The following is a 24,180-nucleotide window of genomic DNA, read 5'->3' as shown; positions in this document are numbered from 1 at the left end:
TCGGGCCCGTCGAGCCGAACAGGATCAGACCAGGTCGAACCGGTCGAGCTCCATGACCTTGGTCCAGGCCGAGACGAAGTCCGCCACGAACTTCTCACCGGCGTCCTGGCTGGCGTAGACCTCCGCCAGGGCCCGCAACTGCGAGTTGGACCCGAAGATGAGGTCCACCGCCGTGGCGGTCCACTTCACCTCGTCGGTGGCCAGGTCGCGGATCTCGTACACGCCCTCCTCGGACTCCGACGCCGTCCACCGGGTCCCCGGCGACAGCAGGTTGGCGAAGAAGTCGTTGGTGAGCGCACCAGGACGGCTGGTGAGGACACCGTGCCGGGTGTCGCCGTGGTTGGCGCCCAGCGCGCGCAGACCACCGACGAGGACGGTCATCTCCGGCGCCGTCAGGTTGAGCATGTAGGCGCGGTCGACGAGCAGCACCTCCGGCTGGAGCTTCTCACCGGCGCGCACGTAGTTGCGGAAACCGTCGGCGCGCGGCTCCAGGAAGGTGAACGACTCGACGTCGGTCTGCTCCTGCGTGGCGTCGGTGCGGCCCGGGTGGAACGGCACGGTGACCTCGAAGCCGGCGTCGCGCGCCGCCTTCTCGACGGCGGCCGAGCCGGCCAGCACGATCAGGTCGGCGAGCGAGATCTTCGCGCCGCCCGCCTCGTTGAACTCGCGCTGGACGCCTTCGAGGACCTCCAGGACCTTCGCGAGCTGCTCCGGCTGGTTGACCTCCCAGCCGCGCTGCGGCTCCAGGCGGATCCGGGCGCCGTTGGCGCCGCCCCGCTTGTCGGTGGACCGGAAGGTCGCGGCCGAGGCCCAGGCGGTGGTGATCAGCTGGGCGGTGGTGAGGCCGGAGTCGAGGACCTTCGCCTTGAGGGCGGCGATGTCGGTGTCGCCCACGAGCTCGTGGTCGACGGCCGGCACCGGGTCCTGCCACAGCTGGACCTCGGGCACCCACGGCCCCAGGAAGCGGCTGACCGGGCCCATGTCGCGGTGCAGCAGCTTGTACCAGGCCTTGGCGAACGCCAGCGCGAACTGGTCCGGGTTCTCCAGGAAGCGGCGGGAGATCTTCTCGTACGCCGGGTCGACGCGCAGCGACAGGTCGGTCGTGAGCATCGTCGGCTTGTGCTTCTTCGCCGGGTCGTGGGCGTCCGGGATGATCTCCTCGGCGTCCTTGGCGACCCACTGCTTGGCGCCGCCGGGGCTCGTGGTGAGCTCCCACTCGTAGCCGAAGAGGATCTCGAAGAACCGGTTGCTCCACTGCGTCGGCACGTCGGTCCACGTCACCTCGAGACCGCTGGTGATCGTGTCCGCGCCCTTGCCGCTGCCGTGGGTGCTCAGCCAGCCGAGGCCCTGCGCCTCCAGCGGGGCGGCCTCCGGCTCCGGGCCGACGTGGCCGTCGGCGGCGCTCGCGCCGTGGGTCTTGCCGAAGGTGTGGCCGCCGGCGATGAGGGCGACGGTCTCCTCGTCGTTCATCGCCATCCGGCCGAAGGTCTCCCGGATGAAGTGGGCCGCCGCCAGCGGGTCCGCGTTGCCGCGCGGGCCCTCGGGGTTGACGTAGATGAGGCCCATCTCGGTCGCGCCGACCTCCGGCGCCATCTCGCTCTCGCTGACGTAGCGCTCGTCGCCCAGCCAGGCGTCCTCCGGGCCCCAGAAGATCTCCTCGGGCTCCCAGACGTCCTCGCGGCCGAAGCCGAAGCCGAACGTCTTGAAGCCCATGGACTCCAGGGCGACGTTGCCCGCGAGCACGAGCAGGTCGGCCCAGGAGATCTGCCGGCCGTACTTCTGCTTGACCGGCCACAGGAGTCGACGCGCCTTGTCGAGGTTGGCGTTGTCGGGCCAGCTGTTGAGCGGCGCGAAGCGCTGACCGCCGTCACCGGCGCCGCCGCGACCGTCGTGCGTGCGGTAGGTGCCCGCGGCGTGCCAGCTCATGCGGATCATGAGGCCGCCGTAGTGGCCGAAGTCGGCGGGCCACCAGTCCTGCGAGGTGGTCAGCACCTCGGTGATGTCGCGCTTGAGGGCCTCGACGTCGAGCTTGGCGAACTCCTCGGCGTAGCTGAAGTCCACCCCCAGCGGGTTGCTCTTCGACGAGTGGGCGTGCAGCACCGTCAGGTCGAGCTGGTTGGGCCACCAGTCGCGGTTCGTGCGCGGGCGGCCGCCCGTCTTCGGGGTCGGCGAGTCGATCGCCGGGTTCTCGCTCTCGCTGCCGTGCGCGGTCACGGAGTCGTGCGCGACTGGGCAGCCGGCCGCGGCCTTCTGGTCCACGCCCTGAGCGCTGGAGGTGGGCGTTGGCCTGGGGTCGCTCATCTACTTCCTTCCGGGGGATGAATCGTTGGCGGTGTGCTCGGTCGAGCAGTCGGGGCAGGTGCCCCACAAGACGACCTCCGCCTCGTCGACCGCGTAACCGCGGTCGTCCGAGGCGGTGAGGCAAGGGCTGTGACCGACGGCGCAGTCGACGTCCTCGATGGCGCCGCAGGAGCGGCAGACGACGTGGTGGTGGTTGTCCCCCACCCGGGACTCGTAGCGGGCGGTCGCCCCGGCGGGCTGGATGCGCCGCACCAGACCGGTGTCGGTCAGCACCCGCAGGACGTCGTAAACCGCCTGGTGGGAGACCTTCGGGTGGTCGGTCCGCACCAACGAGATCACCGTTTCGGTGTCGACGTGCGGGTGGTCGCGCAGCGCCGCGAGCACCGCCAACCGGGGGCGGGTCACGCGCAACGAGACCGACCGCAACTGCGCCTCGAAGTCGGTTGTCACACCCCGACCTTAAAGGTCTTGTCTGGATCAGATCCAAATTACTTTCGTCACACCACCACTTCGGACACCCAGCGCAGTCAAACGATTACGCTGCATCAACTAACACGTCCGATGAATCTTGATCCGACGGGTTTCAGTCACCCTCGCCGATCACGTGCTCGGGCGCGGAGAAGATCGCGGTGACGCAGGGCTCGGCGCTCCGCCGCGCCAGGGCGAGCGGCGGGCGGGCGGCCAGGTGCTTCGCGACCGCGCCCAGCCAACGGACCTCGAAGCCCGCACCGACGCACGCGCCCGGCCCGACCGCGAACGGCATGAACGCGTCGGGCCTGCCCGGCGACCGCGACCACCGCCCCGGGTCGAACACGTGCGCGTCCGGCCAGTAGCGGGGGTGCCGCTGCATCGCGTGCACGGGGACGACGACCTCATCGCCCCGCAACGCCTTGAGCGGCCCGACGCGGTGGTCCCGCAGCACGGACCTGCGGTGCTGCCAGGCGGGCGGCCACAGCCGGAGCGTTTCCAGCGCCACGTGCTCGGGCGGGGCGCCGTCGACGGGGTCCGCCGGCCGCCGGGCGTCGACGAGGTCGGTCGACTGCCGCACGCAGATCGACCAGGTGAGCGCCGCCGCGGACGCGCCGACGAACGCGGTCACCGCGCGCAGGTACACCTCGCCCCGGACCTCGGGGGCCACGTCCGGGAAGCCGGGGGCCGCGCCGCGCGCCAAGGCCTCGCCGGCGCGCCCGGCGAGTTCCAGGAAGGTGGCCTTGTCGGGGTGGCGGTGGGAGCCGGTCATCATGCCGTGGAACACGTCGTCCAGGAACCGGGTGACCGTCCTGCCCAGGTCGTCGTCCCGGTCGAGCCCCAGGGGCCGGCGGTTCGCCGCGGTCACCGCGTGCAGGCAGGCGCGGTGCAGGTCGCCCCGTGACGCCGCCACCGCTTCGACGGCGACCTCCGCCGCGGCGTCGGGGTCCTCGGCGGCCAGGCGGGCGTGCACCCACCGGTTGAGCGCGGCGCACGCGGGCGGTGGCAGCGGGGCGCCGCCCGGACGCCAGAAGGCGGGCACGTGGTCCAGGTGCCCGTCGGCGTCGACCAGGACCCGCCTGGCCAACTCGGGGTCGCAGACCACCACGCTGCCGGCGAGCGTGCGGAAGACCGGCTTCCGCACGCACCGCCGGTGCAGCTTTCGCACCCCCCGCCAGCTCAGGCGGCGGATCGGGCCGAACGACATCCGTCAGTAGTAGGTGTAGCCCATCGGCGCCCACGCCAGGCGGCGCACCCCTCGCTCCGCCCCCAGGCGGCGCATCAACGGCCTCAGCAAGCGCTTCATGTGGTTCCTCCCCGTGCCCCGTGCCCGGAACAGGCCGAACCAAGCCTATAACGGCTCTGACCAGCACCTATAGGAGAACACCCGAAGGAGTGACGGTCGGTCACCCCCGGTGATGACGTTCGACGACCAGGACCAGCAGGACGTCCGGCACACCGGCGCCCAGCAGCGCCTCCACCAGCCGGCCGGACCAACCCGGCTACGGGAACCGCGCGGCCCGACGGGCGGCAGGTCCACGGCGCTCCTCGGCGGTGATCGACTGGCGCCGGGTGAGACCGTTCGAACACCCGCCCGGGTGACGCCCCTGGCCGGCGCGCGGTTCGCGCTCCACTGTCGCCGCGACCGGCCGTCATGCGCTTCTGCCAGGCGTTCATGACCGAGCTGTACCGGCCATCGGGGAGTACACCGACGTGCCCGCCGGGGACACCGGGGGCGACGGCCGGGAGATCGGCTACCTCACTCCCCCTCGACACTCCCCCTCGACCTCGTCCCGCCGGCGGATGGCGACGAGCTCGCTGGCGTCCTCGCCCCGCAGGCGGCGCGTCACCGACCGGCCGATCCGCTCGGCCTGGGACTTGGCCAGGTCCGCCTTCTCCCCCGCGAACAGGTCGTCGACGGTGGCGTCCCACAGCGCCAGCCACCGCGAGAAGTGCGCGGCCGCCAGGGGCGCGCGTTCGTCCAGGGCCACGTGCACGCGCAGCAGGTTGCCCCGGTAGGAGCCGGCGCGGAACAGCACCGTGTCCCAGAAGTCGGCCATCACGGGCAGGTGCGCGGCGAGGTCCAGGTGGGCCGCGTCGCGGAAGACCGGCCCGAGCAGGTCGTCGTCGAAGGCGCGCCGGTAGAACTCGGTCACCAGGGCCAGCGCGTCCCGCCGGTCGCGCAGGTCGTGGCAGTCGGTCACGAGGGCGCCACGACGGCGGGCGCGGGTGTGCCGACCGGGACGAACCGGGTCAGGCCGAGCAGCGCGGGCCCGGTCGGCCCGGTCGACCGGTTGAGGTGCACGGCCCGACCATAACAAGGGGTGCTCCGGGTACCCGTTCGAGGAGGCGTGCCGACCGGGGCGAAGGACTCCTGCCGCGAACGGGTTTCCTCGCGCGGCGGCCGTGCGGGGACGCGGTGGAGCCGCCCAGCCCGGACCCGGCGGGGTGGGCCGGCCGGCGCGGGATCAGCCCTTCGCCGCGGGCTCCTCCGCGTCACGCCGGGTGAGCACCAGGGGTTCGTCGTCGGTGATGGCGATCGTGTGCTCGGAGTGGGCCGTGCGCGAGCCGTCGGCCGACCGGATGGTCCAGCCGTCGTCGTCGTAGACGATCCGGTCGGTCGTGCGGGTGAACCAGGGTTCGAGCGCGAGGGTCAGCCCCGGCCGCAGCACCAGGCCGCGACCCGCCCGCCCCTTGTTGGAGACGTGCAGGTCCTCGTGCATGGTGCGGCCGATGCCGTGGCCGCCGAACTCGGTGTTGACCGGGTAGCCGTGGTCGCGGGCCACCGCCCAGATCGCCGCCGAGATGTCGCCCAGGCGGTTGCCCGGACGCGCCACCCGGATCGCCGCCTCCAAGGCCTCCTCGGTGGCGCGGATGATCCGCAGGTCCTCCTCGGCCGGGGCGCCGACGACGATCGTGCGCGCCGAGTCGGCCACCCAGCCGTCGATGCCGACCGCCAGGTCCGCGCTGAGCACGTCCCCGTCGCGCAGCACGTAGTCGTGGGGCAGGCCGTGCAGGACGGCGTCGTTGACCGACAGGCAGATGACGTTGCGGAACGGGCCGCGCCCGAAGGACGGCGCGTAGTCCCAGTAGCACGACTCCGCCCCGCGCCGGTCGATCATGCCGCGCACGTGGTGCTCCAGGTCAAGCAGGTTGACGCCCACGTCGGCGAGGCGGCCGACCTCGGAGAGCGCCTCGGCGACGAAACGCCCGGCCACGTGCATGCGCTCGATCTCCGCAGGCGTCTTCAACTCGATCACGAATACCTCGCGTCACGGGATGTCGGTATAGTTATACCGAGACCCTAGCACTTGCCGGTATAGTAATACCAACCCTATCCTGGGGTCATGGTCCGCCAACCGCTCACCCCGGAGCAGGTCGAAGCCGGCAGGCGCCTCGGCGCCCTGCTGCGCCGCGCGCGAGCGGGACGCGACCTGGTGGAAGTCGCGCACGCGGCCGGCATCTCGCCGGAAACCCTGCGCAAGATCGAGACCGGCCGGCTGCCGTCACCCGGCTTCGGCACGATCGTCTGCCTCGGCGAGGCGCTCGGCCTGCCGGTGCAGGAGTTGGCGGCCACCTGGCGCGGCAACGACCTGCCGCTGGAGGCCGCCTCCTGAGCGACGCCGGCGGCACCGGCGCCCGGCCCCGGTGCCGCCGTGCGGCGCTCGCCCAACCGCTCCCGGCGTCACCGTCCACCGGGTGAGGGCACGGCGGTGCGAGATGCCGAACCGTCCCGGCACACCGCCGCTGGGCCGAATGAGTGGACCGCCCTGAGGGCGGTTGATGCCGCCCGCGCCACGCACCTAACGTCCTGACCCGATCAGATCGGCGGGTCCGGCGTTTTCCCACCTTTTACCGATTCCACCCCCGATCCACCGGGAAAAGGGGACGGGTGCGCCGCACCGGTCGATCAGCGCGCGTCGGAACTCCTGCCGGGGGCCCCATGTTCGACTCGGACAGCTACCACCTCTGGCACGGCAACGCGCCGATGGAGGACTTCTTCCGCACCTCCGACCCGGACATGTTCCTGGTCGGCGGCGCCGGCAGCAGGGTGCGCGACGCGGCGGGCCGCGAGTACCTGGACGCCCGCTCCTCCATGTGGAACGTCACCCTCGGCTACTCCTGCGAGCCGGTGAAGGCCGCCATGCGCGCGCAGCTCGACGTGCTCCCCTCCGGCACGGTGATGCGCTACGAGCACCCGACGCGGATCGCGGTGGAGTACGCGGCACGGCTCGCCGCCGCGCTGCCCGGCCCGCTGGACCACATCAGGTTCGGCAACACCGGCAGCCAGATGACCGAGGCCGCCGCCATGCTGTCGCGGTTCCACCGGCGGATGACCGGTGAACCCGAGCGCACCCACGTCGTCACCGTGAAGGGCAGCTACCACGGCACCGGCCCGCTGGCCACCGCGCTCACCGGCGAGGAGGTGTTCCACCGGTTCTCCGCGCCGCTCGACCCGTTCGTCCGCACCGCGCCCACCCCGGACTTCACCGACGGCGGCGACGACCCCGCGCGCCCGGTGCTCGACCTGGTCGACCAGATCGGCGCGGAGCGGGTCACCGCCGTCATGGTGGAGCCGGTGCTCGGCACGTTCGTCCAGCCGGTGCCGCACCGCTACCTCGACGCGCTGCTCGCGGGGTGCCGGGCCCGCGGCGTCCACGTGATCGCCGACGAGATCACCACCGGCGCGGGCCGGGCGGGTTCCATGACCGTCAGCGAACGCCTGGGGTCCGTGCCGGACATGGTGGTGCTGGGCAAGGGGTTGAGCGCCGGCTACTTCCCGCTGGCCGCGCTCGCCGTGTCCCGCCCGATCTACGACGCGCTCGCCGGCTCCGAGCACCGCGTGGGCTTCCTCAACGGCTCCACCACCGACGGCCACCCGATCGGCATGGCCGCGGGCGCCGCGGTGCTGGACGTGATCACCGCGCCCGGGTTCTTCGAGGACGTGCGCGAGCGGGCCGCGTTCCTGCGGAACGCCCTGCGGGAAGGGCTCTCCGACATCCCGGCGGTGCGCGCGGTCGGCGGCGAGGGCATGATGATCGGCATCGAGCTGGCGTACCGGGACGGCACGCCGTGGTCGCTGACCGACACCAACCGGCTGCGGCTCGCGTGCCGGGACGGCGGCCTGCTGACGAGCTTCTCCGTGGGGGTGCTGCCGCTCATGCCGACGCTGGTCATCGACCCGGCCGACTGCGCGGACCTGGTCGCGCTGCTGGGCAAGGCGCTGCGCGACTTCCGGCCGGGGAAGCCGGCTTGAGCCTTGGCGGGCGCCTCGGCGCCGTCCGGAACCTGGTGGTGGCCAACGGGGTCACGTCGTTCGGCGCCAGTGTCACGGAGTTCGCCCTGCCGCTGGTCGCGCTGACCCTGCTGGACGCCTCGGCGTCGACGGTCGCCCTGCTCTACGCGACCTCGCTGGCCTCGCAGGCGTTGGTGAGCCTGCCGGTCGGGGTGTGGGTCGACCGCGCCGACCGCGCCCGCGCGGCGGTGTGGGGCCTGGTGGCGGGCGGTCTGGTGGTGCTCGCGGTGCCGGCGCTGACGGCCGGCGGCCTGCTCACGACCGGCTGGTTGTTCGCGGTGGCCGTCGGCGTGGGGGTGACCTCGACCGTCGTCCAGGTCGCCGCGCAGGCCCTGGTGCCGGCGCTGGTCGGCGGGCAGCAGCTGCTGTCCGCCAACGCCGGCCTGGCGTTCGGCCGCTCGCTGGGCACCATGGTGGGCCCCGGCGCGGGCGGCGTCGTGATCGGCTGGATCGGCGCCGGTTTCGCGTTGCTGGTCGACGGCGTGAGCCAGCTGCTCGCCGCGCTGCTGCTGGTGCGCCTGCGCGACCCCGCGCCGGACCGCGAGGCCTCGGACCGGCCGCGCCGCGCCGCGTGGCAGGGCGTCCAGGCGGTGCTCGCGGACCCCCTGCTGCGGCGGATCCTGGTGGGCACCACGGTGTTCAACGTCAGCGGCGGCCTGATCGGCAGCCTGTACTTCCCGTACGCCTACCAGGACCTGGGACTCACGCCCCTCGGCCTCGGCGTCGCGGCCATGGTCGGCAACGTCGGCCTGCTCGCCGGCAGCGCGCTCGCGCCCCGCGTGGTCCGGCGGCTCGGGCTGACCAGGGCCGCCACCCTGTCCGACACGATCGCGGTCGCCTCGTTCGGCCTCATCCTGTCCGCGTCGCTGCTCCCGCCCCTGGTGATGCTGGCCGTCTACGAGTTCCTGTTCGGCCTCTCGATCTCGGTGTTCCGGGTGAGCGTGGCGACCCTGCGGCAGGAGCGGACCCCGGACGTGCTCCAGGGCCGCGTGTTCAGCACCGTGCTGCTGGGCCCCATGTTCGGCGCGCCGGTGGGCGCGGTCCTCGGCGCGGTCCTGGCCGGTCCCCTCGGCGCGCCGGGCGCGATCGGGGTCGGCCTGGTGGTGGGCGTGCTCAGCCTGACCCCGTTCTGGCTGCCGGGCTGGCGCACCGAACCGGCGCCGGACCCGGTCCGGTGAGGGGCTCGTCCCGCTACGCCGCGACGTAGGGCACGGGCCAGTGGCGCATCCGGAACGGCAGCACCAGCACGGTCTCCTCGCCGCGCAGGGCCAGGCCGAACTCCACCGCGTCGGCGAGGGCCCCGGTGGTGGCCTCGTCCAGCTCGGACGGTGACGTGGCCTCGGCGAGGGCGCGGAAGTGGTCCGCGCTCTCGCCGTCGATGGTCAGGTGGGCGGCCTCGCCGTCGGGGCGGACGTCCTTCACCGTCACGAAACCGGGGCCGACTCGGTAGTAGTAGGCGCCGTACCGGTAGGCCGCGCGCCACGCCGCCGCGCACTCGGCCGCGTCGCCGACACCCCGCGCCGGCGGGACGAGGTGGTGGAGGTCGCGCCGCCCGACCAGCGGCCGCCCGCCGAGCACCCAGTCCAGGCGCAGCGCGTGGCTGGTGCACTCGCGCAGGAACCGCAGCACCCGCAGGTCGTCGTCGAGGTCCGCGCCGGCCGGCACGGGCTCCTCGACCAGCACCCGCCCGTAGCCCGCCGCGGCGACCTCGGCCGGTGCGGCGGCGGTCCAGTCCGGCAGGACCAGCGTCCGCCCGGTGCCCTGCTCGCGCGGCTCCCTCGTCACCAGGCCGGCGCCCGTCGTCGTGCGCGTCATGCCCGTCACCCCACCTTCACCGGCACGGCGGTGGTCGCCAGCGCGAGGTAGCCGCCCGCTTCCGCGAACAGCAGCCCCCGGCGGTGCAACGCGTCCAGCCACTCCTCCAGGGCGTCCGGGTCCGGGCGCCTGCCCGCGTCGCCGAGCCGCCGCACCAGCGCCGCGAACGTCCGGCCCTGCTCCAGCTCCCGGTAGGCGGCCACGAGGTCCGGGTCCTCGATCACGACGTCCTCGCGCGGCCACCCGACCCGGCGGTCCTGGAGCACGATCGCCCCGTCCTCGTCGAGCCGTTGCAGGTAGCTGTCCGAGTAGAGGTCGTGCCAGGCGTGGACGAGCGCGACCAGCTCCGCCGCCTCCGCCTCGGACAGCCCCCGGTCCGGGGTGTCGAACAGGTACACCAGGTCGGCCTTCTCCGCCTCGGGGAGCCGGTACACGTGCGAGTACAGGTCCGCGCTGCTGCGCTCCGGGAAGCCGAGCGCGGGGTTGTCGTAATAAGGGCTGAACCGCTCCAGCAGGATCCGGCCCGCGGCCGACGGCGGTTGCAGGTGGCACAGCGCGGGCAGCTGGCGCACCACGTCGGCGTACTCGGCCGCGGTCTCGCCCGGGAACCCGTACAGCCAGTTCCACGACACGGTCAGCCCGTTGGACTCGCAGTCGCGCAGCGTGCGGACGTTCCGCAGCCCGGACACGCCCTTGTCCATCATCTTCAGCACCGGGCTGACCAGGGACTCGATACCGGGCTGGACGTGCGCGACGCCCGCGCGGCGCAGGACCTCGATCTCGGCGGGCTTCAGGTTGGACTTCAGCTCGTAGTGCACCCGCAGGTCCCAGCCCAGCTCGGCGATCCTGGGCAGCACGGTGCGGAAGTAGTTGTTGTCGATGATGTTGTCCACGGTGATCACGTCGAGCACCTGGTGCCGGGAGACCAGGTGGGCCAGCTCGTCGAGCACCCGGTCCGGCGACTTGGACCGGAACTCCATGAGCGTCCCGTTGAGCCCGCAGAACGTGCAGTGGTGCGCCTCGCCCCACCAGCAGCCGCGCGCGGTCTCCACGACCAGCTTGGGTTCGACGTGGCTGCGCACGGGCGAGGCGTCGAGGTGGGCGAACCAGTCGTCGAAGTCCGGCACCGGGATCCGGCCGGGCGGCACGGGGTGGCGCTGGGTGTCGTTGACGCGCTGGGTGTCGCCGTCCCACCAGCACAGGCCGGGCACGTCGGCGAACGACGCCTCGCCCTCCAGCGCGCGCAGCAGCGCGGGGAACGCGGCCTCGCCCTCGCCGCGCACCACGTAGTCCACGAACCGGTAGTTGCGGTGCAGCGCGGTGCCCATGTCGCCGTCGCAGTTGCCGCCGCCGAAGACGATCGCGACCTCGGGCGCGAGCTGCTTGATCCGCCGGGCCGCCGCGAGGCTCGGCACGTTCTGCATGAACGTGGTGCTGAAGCCGACCGTGTCGGGCGCTCCGTCGAGGATCTCGGCCACGGCCAGCTCGATGAACTCCGCCGCGTAGGGCCGCATCCGCCGCGCCCGCTCGACGTCGACCGCGTGCTTGGCGAGGTAGTCGTCCAGCGCGGTGACCCCGAAGTCCGGGTCGTCGTGCAGCACACCGGTGAACACCCAGTCGCCGAGGCCGTGGAACAGCCCGTTCTCGGCGACGTCGGTGTAGTCGGCGGCGCCGAGCCCGCCGTCGGTGGCGGCCATCAGGAACTCGGTCAGCCGCAGGCCGCCGTGGTAGGCGCGCGGCACGGGCAGGCCCTCGGCCGCGCAGCACGCCCGCAGCAGGCCCAACGGCAACGACGGTGACTCGATGGCCTGCCACGGCATGGCGGCGAGGCACGTCGACCTGGGCACGGCTCCTCCTGGGAAGCGTTGGGCTGACCGACTCGGGTGGGACCGGCCTCACCGGTCCCACCCGGTTCCGAACTGCTACTTCGCGGTGTTGCGCTTGGCCGCCAGGTCACCGCCCTGGAGGTACTTGCACACCCCCGTCACGGTCGTCTTGATCTCCACCTTCTTGATCTTCATGCCACGTCACCTCCTCCCGCCGTCTCGACCCCCACCGCCCGCAACCGGATCCGGTGGCGGTGCAGGAACCAGTCGTGGACCGCGGCGGGCTCGCGACCGGTGAGCGCGCCGAGCCACTTCGCCACGCCGGCGAGCCCGGTCAGCCCGAGGCCGGTCTCGATCCACTCCTCGCCGTGCTCGCGCCACGCCTCCCGCCCCCCGGGGGTCCTGGACTCGCGCGCGAGGTAGTTCATGCCGATCGCGATGTGCCGGACCTCGTCGTGCCGGATGTGGTGGTAGAGCCTGCCGAGCGGGTCGTCGGCGAACACCTCGCGCAGCAGCAGGAACTCGTCGGCGGCGAAGCCCTCCAGCATCGTGTGCACGAGCGCCTTGCCCAGGTACGGCAGCGCGGTCAGGCCCTCGTCGAGCGGCTCGACCATCTCCTGGCACTCCTCCGGCTCCCCGCCCACCACGCTGGCGTAGTGGTAGAAGGCGTCGGCGTGCCGCGCCTCGTCCGAGACCGCGGTCGCGAGGCTGAACCGCAGCGCGGTGTCGTCGGTCTGCACGGCGAGGGTCGCGGCGGCCACGAGGCCCGCCTGCTCGGCGTAGTAGCCGCGGGAGGCCAGCTTCCAGGCCAGCTCCGACCGCTTCGCGTCCCGGGTGAACGGACCGCTCGCGATGACGTCCTCGGCCCGCCACGGCGTGACGTCCCGTCCCAGGCCGAAGATGCGGTAGGTCAGCTCGTCGGCGTCGAGGGCCTCGGGGCGCAGCAGTCCCATCAGACCGATCCCTTCGTGAGTGTCGGCGCTCCCAGCGCTCCCAGCGCGGCGTCCACCACCGCGGGCACGTCGGGGGCGAGCACGGCCTGGAGGCCTGGGTTGACGGGCGCCGGGCACGCCGCGCCGCTGACCACTCGCACCCGGTCGGGCGGAACCGCGCCGGCCGCGACGAGCTGGTAGGCCACCGAGTGCATGAGGGAGCACGCGGGCGGCGCCTCGTCCACCAGCACCGCGCAGCCGGTGGCCGAGACCAGCTCGGCCAGCAGCGCGACGTCCAGCGGCGCGGCGGTCCGCAGGTCGACGACCTGGGCGGCGCGACCGCGACCCGCGAGCGCGGTCGCCGCGCCCAGCACCGTGCGCACCGTGTTGCCGATGCCGATCAACGTCACGTCCCGCCCGTCCGTGACCCGGTTGGGCACGCCGAACGGCAGCGCAGCCGGCGACGGCTCCGGTTCGGGCAGCGACTCCCAACCGGGCGCGAACAGGGCGGGCGACTCCAGCACCACCACCGGGTCGGGGTGGCGCAACGCGGCGGCGAGCAGCCCCGCGGCCGAGTTCGGCGACCCCGGCACCGCGACGACCAGGCCCGGCACCTGCGCCAGCATCGCGTGGGGCACGTGCTCGTGCTGCGCGCCGAGGTGCTCGCCGCCCCTGGTGAGCGCGCGGATCGCCAGCGGCACCCGGAACTGGCCGTCGGTCAGGTAGCGCCACTTGGTCGCCTGGTTCACCAGCGGGTCGAACGCGCTGAACAGGAACGCGGCCCGCGCGACGTTCACCAGCACGCGCCGCCCGGTCAGCGCCATGCCGGTGGCCATGCCCAGCATGGCGTTCTCGGCGATCGGCAGCTGGATCATCCGGTCGGCGCCGAACAGCTCCCGGTGGGCGGCCGGGTGGTGGGTGCACAGCACGGCGAGGTCGGGCTGCTCCTCCAGCGCGGCGCGCAGCGCGGCGGAAGCCGGGTGGCGGCGGGCCATCAGGCGGACCCCGCCCAACCGGCGACGGCCACCGCCGTCGTCGCGGAAGCGGGCTCCGGTTCCGGTGTGGCCAGGGCGACCACGGCCACCCGGGCGACCTCCTCGGCCACCGAGGCGCGCACCGGAGCCGGGTCGACGCCCAGCGCGACCAGCGCGTTCGCCGCCACGTCCAGCGGATCGCGCCGCCGCCAGCGGTCCACCTCGTCCGCCGGCCGGTACTCGACCGGGACGTCGGGCCCGGACTGCGCGTGGAAGTCCCGCAGGTAGGTACGCGCCACGAGGACGCGGGGACCCGCGCCGGCGCGGCAGTCGGCGAGCAGCTCCCCCGCCGCGCGGGCGACCTCGGTGACGTCGTTGCCGTCGACCTCGCGGTGCCCGACACCCAGACCGGCGACCAGTTCGGCCGGTGACAGCGAGGTGACCTCGGGGCTGGGCGTGTGGTCCTGCCACCCGTTGTCCTCGCACACCACCAGCAGCGGGAGCCCGAGGTGCCGCGCGGTGGTCAGCGTCTCGTAGGCGACACCGGCACCCAGCGCGCCGTCACCGCAGAACACGACCACCGCGCGGCCGTCGCCGGCGCGCTGCTCGTTCAAGGCGACGCCCGCCGAGATCGGCAGCTGCGCGGCCACGATCGAACTGGCGCCGAGGAACCGGTTGGCGCGGTCGGCCAGGTGCATGGACCCGCCCTTGCCCCCGCACAGCCCGCCCCGCCTGGTGAGGATCTCGCGCAGGACGGCGAGCGGGTCGGAGCCGCAGGCCAGCGCGTGCCCGTGACAGCGGTAGTAGCTGACCACCCACTCCTCGGGCAGGCGCCCGGCGAGCACCCCGGCCGCCACGGCCTCGTGCCCGGTGCAGGGGTGCACGAAACCCGGCACCAGACCGGCCGCGGTCATCCCCAGGACCTCTTCCTCGAAGATCCTTATCAGACACATCGTCCGATAGGCGGCGATCAGCTCCGCCCCTGTCATGCGGCCCCCATGGCGATGATCATCGTTCGCGGAGTGCGCGTTCGCTTTGGTCGAGTGGGGTCGGGTTTCGCCGAGCAGGTCGGCCGGCTCGGCGCTAGGGGGATACTAAGATGATCAGGGGGTCGTGACCAGGGCAAACAAGGGGAAGAACACGAACGGCCGTACCACTCCGCTGTTCGTGGGCGAGCATTCAGCCGAACGGTGGCGGAGCGTCCGGATATTCGGTGCAGCCGTCCACGAAAATCTGTCCGGACTTCGAAAGATCACAATGCCCCAGGCAATCCTTCGGCTTTCCTCTTCAACGGTTGACCATATTCCGAGGACGTTCTCCACGCCCCCGGGGCAGCATGGCCCCGCCCACCGGACCCCGCTCACCGGACTCCCCGGCGCGATACCCTCCGGCGATGCGAAAGCCGCCCACCGGCCCCCTGTGCACGCGGGAGTCGATCGCCGCCCAACTGGACGAGGCGGGCCTGCGCCGCGGCGACACCGCCCTGGTGCACTCCTCGCTCAGCTCGCTCGGCTGGGTCTGCGGCGGAGCCACCGCCGTGGTGCAGGCGTTGCTGGACGTCCTGGGCGAGGGCGGAACGCTGGTGGTGCCCACGCAGTGCGGCGACAACTCCGACCCGGCGAAGTGGCGGAACCCGCCCGTGCCGGAACCGTGGTGGCCCCACATCCGCGCGTCCATGCCGCCCTACGACCCGCGCACGACCCCGTCCAGCGGCATGGGCGTGATCCCCGAGGTGGCGCGGACGTGGCCGGGAGCGCTGCGAAGCGCCCACCCGCAGACCTCGTTCGCCGCCGTCGGACCGCGCGCCGCCGAGATCGTGGGAGACCACGCCCTGGACTGCCAACTGGGCGAGCGCAGCCCGCTCGCGCGGCTGGAGGCGCTGGACGCGCGAGTCCTCCTGCTGGGCGCGGGCTTCGACTCCTGCACCGCGTTCCACCTGGCCGAGTACAGGCTCCCGTTCCTGTCGAAGACCGACAACTCCTTCGCGATCACGACAGCGGAGGGCCGGTCCTGGACGACGGTCCGCGACATCCTCCTGGACAGCGACGACTTCGCCGAACTGGGCGCGGCCTTCGTCGAGGAACGACCGGTCCGACGGGGCCAGGTGGGCGCGGCCGTCACGCACCTGTTCCCGCTGGCGGAGGCTGTCGCCCATGCCCGGACCTGGCTGGCGGAGCACCGCGCCGGCGCTTCGGCGGCCGACGCGGCGCCCGCGGACCCGGCCGGCACGGGGTCACCCCAGCCGATCAGCAGGCCTTGACCGAGACGGTGTGCACCTTCCCCGACACGTTGAGCACGGTCACGTTGCGCGCCCCGGCCGGCACGCGCACCTGGTAGGTGCCCGCGTAGACCGGGTAGGAGAAGCGGCTGCCGGCGGGCGCCGCCCCGGTGCCGGCGATCATGTCACCGTTGAGGCGGTGGATGGTGGTGATGGCGGGGCGGCCGCAGTTGTTGTAGATGCTGATGTTCCCCTTGGTCGCCGCCGTCGCCGGCGTGGCGGTGAGCACCGCACCGGCGACGATCAGGCCGGCGGTGGCGATTCCGGCGGCGACCCGGCTGGTGGTGGTCATCGGACACTCCTCGGTCGTGCTTCACCCCACCGTGCGGTTGGGGGTCGCGCGACGCTACCCGTTGTGGTGGTGTCGTGATGTGGGTCGAACAACCCCTCGCCTCCCCTGCCGGCGCTCGCGCCCCACAGGTCAGTCGACCCCGGCGTAGGAGTGCAGGCCGACCGCGACCAGGTTGACGAAGAACAGGTTGAACAGCACCAGGACCAGGCCGACGACGTTGATCCAGGCCGCGCCGCGCCCGCGCCACCCCGCCGTGGCGCGGGCGTGCAGGTAGGCGGCGTAGCAGACCCACGAGGCGAACGCGACGGTCTCCTTGGGGTCCCATCCCCAGAAGCGCCCCCAGGCCTGCTCCGCCCACACCGCGCCCGTGACGATGGCGAAGGTCAGGGCCAGGAAGCCGACGGTGCCGCTGCGGTAGGCGAGCTCGTCCAGGTGATCGGCCGGGGGCAGCCGCCTGATGCCCGGCCGGGGTCGACGGGTGCTGAGCAGGTGCAGTGCGCTGACCACGCCGGAGAGCAGGAACACGCCGCTGGCCATGATCGCGGCGGCCACGTGGACGACGATCCAGTAGGACTGCAACGGGGGCGGCAGGGCCGAGGCTTCGGCGTAGAGCCGGTTGCCGGCCAGGAACAGCATCAGGGCCACGGGCAGCAGCACGAACACCGACATGCGGCGCATGTCGTGCCTGGCCACCGCGTACAGCCACGCCACCACGGCCACGAAGCCGACCGCGGACAGGTACTCGTACATGTTGCCCCACGGCACCCGCCCCGTCGCGATGCCCCGCAGCGCCAACGAGCCGAAGTGGAGCAGTCCGCCCAGGACGGTCAGCGCGATGCCCGAGCGCCCGACGCGCACGGCGAAGGCGGGTGGGTGGGCGGCGTGCCGGGTGAAGGCGTACTCGGTCGCGCACAGCAGGGCGGCGAGCATGTAGACGCCGAACGCGCTGGTGAACAGCCAGTCGCTCAAGGTCGCGGTCATGAGGTCCCCCGATCGGTGCGGCGCGGCCGCGGCAGGTCCAGGACCGGCGGCGCGAGCGGCACGAAGAAGCGGTCGCGGTCGAAACCGGAGCGCGAGGTCGAGGAGAGGGCGTGCGCGACGATCAGCAGGCGTCCCGGGTCCGACCGCGTGGCGAGGGCGAGCCGGTCACCGAGGGTGGGCTTGGTGCGCAGCGTGATCGGGTGGTCGAACACCGCCAGGAGCAGCGACCAGACGGCCGCCACCAGAGCCACGACCGTCAGCGCGGTCGCCAGGACATCGATCATCGAACCCCCCTCGAAGCAACTACTACGAAACGTAGCACTACGTCCTGTAGTAGCTACTTCGGCGGGTCACCAGACCAGGGAGCTCAGCGGGGTCGACACCATGACCAGGCCCGTGCACAGCACCGACCAGCGCGCCGCGGCGGGCAGCGGCGACATGCCCTCCAGGCGGGCCAGCCGCGCCCGCACCGCCACGTCGGCGGCGCCCAACGCGCCCTCCGGGGGCCTGGCCGCGCTGAACCTGCGCAGGGCGGCGGCCAGCGACCGGGCGTCGCACCGCAGGCCGGCCCGGTAGTCGGCGCACATCTCGACCAGCAGCGCCACGGCGTCGGCCACCTCGCGCACCACCCGGACCCGGGGCAACACCGAGCACAGCGCGCTGAAGGGCAACAACACCAGGTCGTGGCGTTCCCTGGCGTGGGTGTGCTCGTGCTCCAGCACCGCGTCGAGCTGATCGGGGGTCAGCGCGTCCAGCGCGCCCGAGCTGAGCACGACCGCCGACCGCGCGCCCGGGACGCAGTAGGCGACGACGAGCGGGTGGTCGACCACCAGCGCGCCGGGCGCGGCCTCGTCCCGCCGCGCGACCAGCGCCAGCACGTCGCGGTGACGACGGCGGACCCGCAGCACCGACCACCACGTCCACCCCAGCCCGATGAGCAGGTCCGCACCCGACAGCAGCCCGAGCACGACCAGCACCGCCAACGGGGTCAGATCACCGCGCACCGCGTCGTCGAACCACCGGCCCAGCGCCACCGGTATCGGCGCGCCGTAGGGCGCCAGGCCGACCTCCAGCAGCAGCCCCACCACCGATAACGCCCAGGTCAGGCCCACCATCTGCCACAGCGCGACACCCGTGTGCGGCGACCTCCACACCCACCGCGCCCGCGCCAGCGGACCGGCCACCACCGTGCACAGCACCAGCGTCCCCGCCAGGTGCCAGAACGCGTTCACCGCTCGTCCAGCGCCTGGCTCAACGCCTCCGCCTCGGGTTCGCTCACCGACCGCGCGAAGTGCGCCAACGCGGTCCCGCGGTCACCGGCCAGCTCCAGCGCGTCGAGCATCAACCGCGCCACGTACTGCTCCCGGCCGGCCACCGGGGCGTAGTCGAACGCCCGCCCCTCCCCCGGTTCCCGACGCACGAACCCCTTCTTGGCCAGCCGGTTCAGCACCGTCATCACGGTCGTGTAGGCCAGGTCGCGCCCAGCCAGGGCCCGCACCACCTCGCGCACCGCCACCGGCTCGCCCCGGTCCCACAGCACGTCCATCACGGCCCGTTCGAGCTCGCCCAACCCGCTCACCGCCACACCCCGCACGACACGGGGCGATGATACGGCCGCCACGCGCCGCCGCCCGTCAGGTGACGGGTGACGGGCGGCGATGCACCGACGGGCCTGGGGACACCGGCCTCGGGCCGAGGGGCCCGGAACGAATGAGTTGATCTTAAGTATACCTAGTTTGCACCACCCGGATTGTTTACCGCGGTGCCGCACTTGATCGTGGGCGTCGAGCGGCCGTCACCGTCAAACCCTGCCCGACGGGCGCTCCCCCGGCTGGTGTTCCCACCGGTGACGCACAATGGAGAAGCTCGTATGCGACAACGGAACACGAAGTCCGTCCCCCTGCGCACGGCGGCGATCAGAGCGGCGGTGCTGCTCGCGGCCACCGCCACCGGCATCGTCACGGTGTCCGTCCCCGCGACCGCGCAGAGCGCGATCCTCGGCGCGAACGCGCAGGGCGCGGTCAAGGACCGCTACATCGTCAAGCTCAAGGACAGCTCGGCCGCCCTCCAGGCGGCCTCGTCGGACAAGGCCCGCCGTTACGGCGGCGAGCTGCGCCACCGACTCGACCTCATCAACGGGTTCTCGGTCACCATGACCGAGCAACGGGCGCGCAGGCTGGCCGCCGACCCCGAGGTCGCCTACGTCCAGCAGGCGCACGAGATGACGATCGCCGACACCCAGACCAACCCGCCGAACTGGGGCGACGACCGCATCGACCAGCGCGACCTGCCGTTGAACAACGCCTACACCTACCCCGCCAACGCGGGCCAGGGCGCGCACGTGTACGTGCTCGACACCGGCATCAACGCCGGCCACACCGACTTCACCGGCCGCACCTCGACCGGCTACGACTTCGTCGACGGCGACGCCAACCCCGGTGACTGCCAGGGTCACGGCACCCACGTCGCCGGCACCGCCGCGGGCACCCGCTACGGCGTGGCCAAGAAGGCGACGGTCCACGCGGTGCGCGTGCTGGACTGCCAGGGCTCGGGCGCCAACGACGACATCATCGCCGGCATCAACTGGGTCCGCAACAACGCGGTCAAGCCCGCCGTGGTCAACTACAGCATCGGCTGCCGCCAGCGCTGCTCGGACCCGTCGCTGGACAACGCGGTGAAGGCGCTGATCTCCGGCGGCGTGCAGTTCGTCATGGCCGCGGGCAACTCCACCGACGACGCCTGCGGCTACAGCCCGCAGTACGTGACCGCGGGCGTCACGGTCGGCAACAGCACCAGCTCCGACGCCCGTTCCAGCTCCAGCAACTACGGCTCCTGCCTGGACATCTGGGCCCCCGGCACGAACATCGTCTCGGCGTCGCACACCAGCACCACCGGCACCGCGACCATGACCGGCACCTCGATGGCCTCCCCCCACGTGGCCGGGGCGATCGCGGTCTACCTGTCGCAGAACCCCAACGCCACCCCGGCGCAGGCCCGTGACGCGCTGGTCACCAACGCCACCCCCGACAAGTTGACCGGCATCGGCTCGGGGTCCCCGAACCGCCTGCTCTACACCGGGTTCATGACCGGCGACCCCGGTCCCGGCCCGGACCCGACGGACTGCACGAACACCAACGCCGCGAACGTCACGATCAACGACCTCACCACCGTCGAGAGCCCGATCAGCCTGTCCTGCTCCGGCGCCGGGTCGGCCTCCAGCACCGTCCAGCTCGACATCAAGCACACCTTCCGCGGCGACCTGGTGGTCGACCTGGTCGCCCCGGACGGCAGCGCGTACCGGCTGAAGAACTCCAGCAGCACCGACAGCGCCGACAACGTCATCGGCACCACGACGCTCAACCTGTCCGGCGAATCCCGCAGCGGCACCTGGAAGCTGCGGGTGCGCGACGTCGTCGCCAACGACGTCGGCTACATCGACTCGTGGACCCTGACCCTCTGATCCCCTGAGCCCCGCGCCGGCGCCCCGGAACCAGTCCGGGGCGCCGGTCCTCGACAACACGGCCGCACTGGCCTGGATGGACACCCAACACCAGCACCCGCTGGCCACCCAACACCAGCACCTGCTGGCCACCCACCACGCCGCCGCCCGGCACCACCACCACACCGCGTGGAACTTCGCCTGGGCCATGACCACGTTCCACCAGCTGCACGGCTACCACCACGACGAACTGGCCGCGTGGCAGTCCGACGGCACCTCGCCGACGTCGAACCGGAGCCCCTGCCCGTCGGTCTGCCACAGCAGACGGGACCGGCATGATCGCGATGGCAGGTCTCGACGGTCCGCGCTCGTCGCGCGCGCCCGGGGAACGGCATGAGCAGGCAGGGCGGTCGGGCGGGTCAGGTGTTGTCGCGGTAGTCGCCGGGCGGGATGCCGGTGCGCGGATCGATTGTGTGCGCAGTGCTTGCGGGGCCACGAGCTAGAATCACGCCATGTCAGCGCCCTCCTTTCGCCTGCGCGCACTGGAACGAGACGACCTGCCTTTCGTCCACCAGCTCTTCAACGACGATCAGATCATGTCGTACTGGTTCGACGAGCCGTTCGAGGCGCTGGTGGAACTGCGCGACATCTACGACCGCCACATCCACGACGAACGCGAACGCCGTTTCATCGTGGACGTCGACGGCGAACCGGCCGGGCTGGTCGAACTGGTGGGCATCGTCGACGTGCACCGCACCGCCGAGTTCCAGATCATCATCGCACCGCGGCACCAAGGGCGCGGGTTGGCCGCCACCGCCACGAGAAAAGCACTGGACTACGCCTTCGCGGTCCTGAACCTGCACAAGATCTACCTGATCGTGGACGTGGCGAACGAAAAAGCGATCCACGTGTACCGGAAGGTCGGTTTCCAGGACGAGGGAATCCTGCGCGAGGAGTTCTTCGCCGCGGGGCGCTACCGCAACGCGCTGCGCATGGGAGTCCTGCAACACGAGCACCTGGAGAGGATGGAGCGTGAAAAGCGCATCCCGGGATCGCCGTGAAAACGCGGGACGACCGGGTGGATGTCCGTCGGCTCCGGGTTGGTGACGCCCAGGCCAACGGCGGTCAGGCCGGCGCGCGACGCGGACGAGGCCCCCTCGCCGGGTGCCACAATGGTCTGATCACGTACTCGGCGCTGGAAGGGAACCCGTGGGCGGGAAGATGCAGATCGGCGAGGTGGCCGAGCGGACCGGCCTGTCGCTGCGCACGATCCGCTACTACGAGGAGGTCGGCCTGGTCGTGCCCGGCGCCCGCAGCCAGGGCGGGTTCCGCCTCTACACCGACCCCGACGTCGACCGCCTCCAGGTCATCAAGCGCATGAAGCCGCTGGGCTTCCAACTGGAGGAGATGGGCGAGCTGCTCACCGTCCTCGACGCGCTGTCCGCCACCGAGGACGAGGACCGCGCCGAGCACCTCGACCGGCTCGCGCACTTCCACACGACCGCCGAGCGGCGCTGCGACGAATTGCGCGCCCAACTGCGCATCGCCGAGGACTTCGCCGCCACCCTGCGCGCCCACCTGCCCCGCGCCTGATCACCCGAACCGGGGTCGGCTTTGTGCCCCGTCACACCCTCCCGTAACGTGAGGGTGTGACTTCGGCTCGAACCTCCGCCCCTCCACCGGCCCTCGCCCCCGACGCCCTGCGGGTCATCGCACTGGGCGGGCTCGGTGAGATCGGCCGGAACATGACCGTGTTCGAGCACGAGGGCAAGCTGCTCGTCGTCGACTGCGGGGTGCTGTTCCCCGAGGAGCACCAGCCCGGTGTGGACGTGATCCTGCCGGACTGGAGCTGCATCCGCGACCGGCTGTCCGATGTGGTCGCGGTCGTGCTGACCCACGGCCACGAGGACCACATCGGCGGTGTGCCCTACCTGCTGCGCGAGCGCCCCGACATCCCGATCGTCGGTTCCCGGCTGACCCTGGCCCTGCTGGCGGCCAAGCTCGTCGAGCACCGCATCACTCCGGTGACCGTGGAGGTCGAAGAGGGGCGGCGGCTGTCGCGGGGCCCGTTCGACCTGGAGTTCCTGGCGGTCAACCACTCCATCCCGGACAGCCTGGCCGTCGCGATCCGCACCTCCGCCGGTCTCGTGCTGCACACCGGCGACTTCAAGATGGACCAGTTCCCCCTCGACGGCCGCATCACCGACCTGCGCGGCTTCGCCCGCCTCGGCGAGGAGGGCGTGGACCTGTTCCTGGTCGACTCCACCAACGCCGACGTGCCCGGCTTCACCATCTCCGAGCGCGACCTCGCCCCGGCCATCGACGAGGTGTTCCGCACCACGCCGCGCCGCGTGATCGTGTCCAGCTTCGCCAGCCACGTGCACCGCATCCAGCAGGTCCTCGACGCGGCCCACACCCACGGCCGCAAGGTCGCCTTCGTCGGCCGCTCCATGGTCCGCAACATGGGCGTGGCCATCGAGCTGGGCTACCTCAAGGTGCCCGACGGCCTCGTCGTGGACATCAAGCGCATGGACCGCGTGCCACCCCGTCAGGTGACACTGGTGTGCACCGGGTCCCAGGGCGAGCCCATGGCGGCGCTGTCGCGGATGGCCTCCGGCGACCACTCGATCCAGGTCGAGGAGGGCGACACCGTCCTGCTGGCCAGCTCGCTCATCCCGGGCAACGAGAACGCCATCTACCGGGTCATCAACGGCCTGACCGAGCGCGGCGCGAACGTCGTGCACAAGGGCAACGCCAAGGTCCACGTCTCGGGCCACGCCAGCGCCGGCGAACTCGTCTACTGCTACAACATCATCCAGCCCGCCAACGTGCTGCCCGTGCACGGCGAGGCGCGGCACCTGCGCGCCAACGCCGAACTCGCCATCAAGACCGGCGTGCACCGCGAGAACGTGCCCATCGCCTCCAACGGCCACGTCCTCGACCTGCAAGACGGGCACGTCCGGGTGACCGGCAAGGTCGAGATCCACAACGTCTACGTCGACGGCCAGACCGTCGGCGGCGTCACCGAGGCGTCACTGGCCCAGCGCCGCACCCTCGGCGAGGAGGGCGTCATCGCCGTCGTCGCGCTCGTCGACCTCGACACCCGGCGCCTGATCGAGCCACCGGACTTCATCGCCCACGGCTTCGAGCACGACGCCTCCACCTTCGCCCCCGCCATCCCCGCCGTCGAGAAGGCCCTGGCCGGTGCGAACGAACGCGGCGTCACCGACTTCGAGGAGCTGGAACGGCTGATCGGCCGCGAAGTGCAGAACTGGGCGTTCCGCATCAACCGCCGACGCCCGGTCGTCATCCCCGTCGTCATCGAGGGGTGAGCTCCGCCGGGGGGCCGTAGCACCCAACCACCTCGCCGCCGTCGACCAGCCTCCCGCCACATTGCCGAGCGGCCCCACCCGGACCGTCCGCCTTCCACAAGAGGCGGCCGGTCCAACCCCCCCCTGTTTGCCGGGGTCCGGCAAACAGCCCGTCGTCCGCCCGGCCCGGTCCGCTCCTTCCATGCTCACCAGGCGTGAGCATGGAAGGAGCGGTCAGCACCCCGCGATGACGACGAACCGCCACCC

At 72.3% G+C, this 24,180-nt stretch carries 24 protein-coding genes and 1 pseudogene; 10 read left to right on the top strand and 15 right to left on the bottom strand.

Annotated elements, in window-relative coordinates:
- Positions 1-24: 24 nt before the first annotated feature.
- From katG to ABD223_RS38065, 3 genes are all read right to left on the bottom strand, one after another.
- On the bottom strand, positions 25-2,301 hold the full coding sequence (gene katG, locus ABD223_RS38075) for a catalase/peroxidase HPI (protein WP_344042166.1): 2,277 nt from the start codon (positions 2,299-2,301) through the stop codon (positions 25-27).
- On the bottom strand, positions 2,302-2,751 hold the full coding sequence (locus ABD223_RS38070) for a Fur family transcriptional regulator (RefSeq protein ID WP_344042164.1): 450 nt from the start codon (positions 2,749-2,751) through the stop codon (positions 2,302-2,304).
- 133 nt (positions 2,752-2,884) lie between these two features.
- Entirely contained in the window at positions 2,885-3,937 is a 1,053-nt protein-coding gene (locus ABD223_RS38065; RefSeq protein WP_344042162.1) for a cytochrome P450, read from the bottom strand.
- A 483-nt stretch (positions 3,938-4,420) separates the two neighbouring features.
- Here ABD223_RS38065 and ABD223_RS43765 point away from each other — a divergent pair.
- Positions 4,421-4,530, top strand: a pseudogene (locus ABD223_RS43765) (Glu/Leu/Phe/Val dehydrogenase dimerization domain-containing protein); the annotation flags it as partial.
- On the opposite strand, the gene ABD223_RS38060 reads toward ABD223_RS43765, so the two are convergent.
- The gene (locus tag ABD223_RS38060; RefSeq protein WP_344042160.1) at positions 4,524-4,973 is read right to left on the bottom strand and encodes a group III truncated hemoglobin; all 450 of its coding nucleotides are present in this window, start codon (positions 4,971-4,973) and stop codon (positions 4,524-4,526) included. The pseudogene ABD223_RS43765 and the gene ABD223_RS38060 overlap by 7 nt on opposite strands.
- Positions 4,974-5,237: 264 nt before the next feature.
- Positions 5,238-6,029, bottom strand: a complete 792-nt coding sequence (map, locus tag ABD223_RS38055) for a type I methionyl aminopeptidase (protein WP_344042158.1) — start codon at positions 6,027-6,029, stop codon at positions 5,238-5,240.
- An 87-nt stretch (positions 6,030-6,116) separates the two neighbouring features.
- Here map and ABD223_RS38050 point away from each other — a divergent pair, with 87 nt between their 5' ends.
- From ABD223_RS38050 to ABD223_RS38040, 3 genes are all read left to right on the top strand, one after another.
- On the top strand, positions 6,117-6,386 hold the full coding sequence (locus tag ABD223_RS38050; RefSeq protein ID WP_344042156.1) for a helix-turn-helix domain-containing protein: 270 nt from the start codon (positions 6,117-6,119) through the stop codon (positions 6,384-6,386).
- Positions 6,387-6,712: 326 nt separating this feature from the next.
- On the top strand, positions 6,713-8,026 hold the full coding sequence (locus ABD223_RS38045) for an aminotransferase family protein (RefSeq protein WP_344042154.1): 1,314 nt from the start codon (positions 6,713-6,715) through the stop codon (positions 8,024-8,026).
- Positions 8,023-9,243, top strand: coding sequence for an MFS transporter (locus tag ABD223_RS38040; RefSeq protein ID WP_344042152.1), 1,221 nt, complete (start codon positions 8,023-8,025; stop codon positions 9,241-9,243). Before ABD223_RS38045 ends, ABD223_RS38040 begins: the two co-directional genes overlap by 4 nt.
- A gap of 13 nt (positions 9,244-9,256) precedes the next feature.
- Here ABD223_RS38040 and ABD223_RS38035 read toward each other — a convergent pair whose 3' ends face one another.
- The 5 genes from ABD223_RS38035 to ABD223_RS38015 form a co-directional block, all read right to left on the bottom strand.
- Complete coding sequence (locus ABD223_RS38035; protein WP_344042150.1) at positions 9,257-9,880, bottom strand: DUF5825 family protein; 624 nt, start codon at positions 9,878-9,880, stop codon at positions 9,257-9,259.
- 5 nt (positions 9,881-9,885) lie between these two features.
- Positions 9,886-11,727, bottom strand: a complete 1,842-nt coding sequence (locus ABD223_RS38030; protein ID WP_344042148.1) for a RiPP maturation radical SAM C-methyltransferase — start codon at positions 11,725-11,727, stop codon at positions 9,886-9,888.
- Positions 11,728-11,897: 170 nt separating this feature from the next.
- Positions 11,898-12,659, bottom strand: a complete 762-nt coding sequence (locus ABD223_RS38025) for a ferritin-like domain-containing protein (RefSeq protein WP_344042146.1) — start codon at positions 12,657-12,659, stop codon at positions 11,898-11,900.
- A complete protein-coding gene (locus tag ABD223_RS38020) occupies positions 12,659-13,633 on the bottom strand; it encodes a transketolase C-terminal domain-containing protein (RefSeq protein ID WP_344042144.1) in 975 nt (324 codons plus the stop codon). The genes ABD223_RS38025 and ABD223_RS38020 overlap by 1 nt, the downstream gene beginning before the upstream one ends.
- A complete protein-coding gene (locus ABD223_RS38015) occupies positions 13,633-14,565 on the bottom strand; it encodes a thiamine pyrophosphate-dependent dehydrogenase E1 component subunit alpha (protein ID WP_344042200.1) in 933 nt (310 codons plus the stop codon). Before ABD223_RS38015 ends, ABD223_RS38020 begins: the two co-directional genes overlap by 1 nt.
- A 440-nt stretch (positions 14,566-15,005) precedes the next feature.
- Here ABD223_RS38015 and ABD223_RS38010 point away from each other — a divergent pair, with 440 nt between their 5' ends.
- Complete coding sequence (locus ABD223_RS38010; protein WP_344042142.1) at positions 15,006-15,872, top strand: AAC(3) family N-acetyltransferase; 867 nt, start codon at positions 15,006-15,008, stop codon at positions 15,870-15,872.
- Here the strand turns inward: ABD223_RS38010 and ABD223_RS38005 are convergent.
- The 5 genes from ABD223_RS38005 to ABD223_RS37985 form a co-directional block, all read right to left on the bottom strand.
- Positions 15,859-16,182 (bottom strand): hypothetical protein, encoded by a 324-nt coding sequence (locus ABD223_RS38005; RefSeq protein WP_344042140.1) that lies wholly within the window; start codon positions 16,180-16,182, stop codon positions 15,859-15,861. The genes ABD223_RS38010 and ABD223_RS38005 overlap by 14 nt on opposite strands.
- Positions 16,183-16,311: 129 nt before the next feature.
- Entirely contained in the window at positions 16,312-17,163 is an 852-nt protein-coding gene (gene ccsB, locus ABD223_RS38000) for a c-type cytochrome biogenesis protein CcsB (RefSeq protein ID WP_344042138.1), read from the bottom strand.
- Positions 17,160-17,447: a hypothetical protein gene (locus ABD223_RS37995; RefSeq protein ID WP_344042136.1), complete on the bottom strand. Its 288-nt coding sequence runs from the start codon at positions 17,445-17,447 to the stop codon at positions 17,160-17,162. Before ABD223_RS37995 ends, ccsB begins: the two co-directional genes overlap by 4 nt.
- Before the next feature lie 66 nt (positions 17,448-17,513).
- A complete protein-coding gene (locus ABD223_RS37990; RefSeq protein WP_344042134.1) occupies positions 17,514-18,395 on the bottom strand; it encodes a M56 family metallopeptidase in 882 nt (293 codons plus the stop codon).
- Complete coding sequence (locus ABD223_RS37985) at positions 18,392-18,748, bottom strand: BlaI/MecI/CopY family transcriptional regulator (protein WP_344042198.1); 357 nt, start codon at positions 18,746-18,748, stop codon at positions 18,392-18,394. The genes ABD223_RS37990 and ABD223_RS37985 overlap by 4 nt, the downstream gene beginning before the upstream one ends.
- Before the next feature lie 285 nt (positions 18,749-19,033).
- On the opposite strand from ABD223_RS37985, the gene ABD223_RS37980 reads away from it, so the two are divergent.
- From ABD223_RS37980 to ABD223_RS37960, 5 genes are all read left to right on the top strand, one after another.
- The gene (locus tag ABD223_RS37980; RefSeq protein WP_344042132.1) at positions 19,034-20,623 is read left to right on the top strand and encodes a S8 family serine peptidase; all 1,590 of its coding nucleotides are present in this window, start codon (positions 19,034-19,036) and stop codon (positions 20,621-20,623) included.
- Between the two features lie 76 nt (positions 20,624-20,699).
- Complete coding sequence (locus tag ABD223_RS37975; protein WP_344042130.1) at positions 20,700-20,999, top strand: hypothetical protein; 300 nt, start codon at positions 20,700-20,702, stop codon at positions 20,997-20,999.
- A 115-nt stretch (positions 21,000-21,114) separates the two neighbouring features.
- On the top strand, positions 21,115-21,663 hold the full coding sequence (speG, locus tag ABD223_RS37970) for a spermidine N1-acetyltransferase (protein ID WP_344042128.1): 549 nt from the start codon (positions 21,115-21,117) through the stop codon (positions 21,661-21,663).
- A gap of 160 nt (positions 21,664-21,823) precedes the next feature.
- A complete protein-coding gene (locus ABD223_RS37965) occupies positions 21,824-22,195 on the top strand; it encodes a MerR family transcriptional regulator (protein WP_344042196.1) in 372 nt (123 codons plus the stop codon).
- 56 nt (positions 22,196-22,251) lie between these two features.
- Positions 22,252-23,934, top strand: a complete 1,683-nt coding sequence (locus ABD223_RS37960) for a ribonuclease J (RefSeq protein WP_344042126.1) — start codon at positions 22,252-22,254, stop codon at positions 23,932-23,934.
- Positions 23,935-24,180: the final 246 nt, after the last annotated feature.

It is taken from the genome of Saccharothrix xinjiangensis, assembly GCF_039527585.1.
Lineage (GTDB): Bacteria > Actinomycetota > Actinomycetes > Mycobacteriales > Pseudonocardiaceae > Actinosynnema > Actinosynnema xinjiangensis.
The sequence above is the reverse complement of the archived record's forward strand: the minus strand, read 5'-3'. Positions and strand labels throughout refer to the sequence as shown.

Coding starts and splice junctions, on each gene's coding strand:
- ABD223_RS37965 (WP_344042196.1), top strand. CDS start 21,824: ATGCAGATCGGCGAGGTGGCCGAGCGGACCGGCCTGTCGCTGCGCACG.
- katG (WP_344042166.1), bottom strand. CDS start 2,301: ATGAGCGACCCCAGGCCAACGCCCACCTCCAGCGCTCAGGGCGTGGAC.
- ABD223_RS38050 (WP_344042156.1), top strand. CDS start 6,117: ATGGTCCGCCAACCGCTCACCCCGGAGCAGGTCGAAGCCGGCAGGCGC.
- ccsB (WP_344042138.1), bottom strand. CDS start 17,163: ATGACCGCGACCTTGAGCGACTGGCTGTTCACCAGCGCGTTCGGCGTC.
- ABD223_RS38015 (WP_344042200.1), bottom strand. CDS start 14,565: ATGTGTCTGATAAGGATCTTCGAGGAAGAGGTCCTGGGGATGACCGCG.
- ABD223_RS38025 (WP_344042146.1), bottom strand. CDS start 12,659: ATGGGACTGCTGCGCCCCGAGGCCCTCGACGCCGACGAGCTGACCTAC.
- ABD223_RS37975 (WP_344042130.1), top strand. CDS start 20,700: ATGGACACCCAACACCAGCACCCGCTGGCCACCCAACACCAGCACCTG.
- ABD223_RS38045 (WP_344042154.1), top strand. CDS start 6,713: ATGTTCGACTCGGACAGCTACCACCTCTGGCACGGCAACGCGCCGATG.
- ABD223_RS37980 (WP_344042132.1), top strand. CDS start 19,034: ATGCGACAACGGAACACGAAGTCCGTCCCCCTGCGCACGGCGGCGATC.
- ABD223_RS37995 (WP_344042136.1), bottom strand. CDS start 17,447: ATGATCGATGTCCTGGCGACCGCGCTGACGGTCGTGGCTCTGGTGGCG.
- ABD223_RS38010 (WP_344042142.1), top strand. CDS start 15,006: ATGCGAAAGCCGCCCACCGGCCCCCTGTGCACGCGGGAGTCGATCGCC.
- speG (WP_344042128.1), top strand. CDS start 21,115: ATGTCAGCGCCCTCCTTTCGCCTGCGCGCACTGGAACGAGACGACCTG.
- ABD223_RS38035 (WP_344042150.1), bottom strand. CDS start 9,880: ATGACGCGCACGACGACGGGCGCCGGCCTGGTGACGAGGGAGCCGCGC.
- ABD223_RS38005 (WP_344042140.1), bottom strand. CDS start 16,182: ATGACCACCACCAGCCGGGTCGCCGCCGGAATCGCCACCGCCGGCCTG.
- ABD223_RS38020 (WP_344042144.1), bottom strand. CDS start 13,633: ATGGCCCGCCGCCACCCGGCTTCCGCCGCGCTGCGCGCCGCGCTGGAG.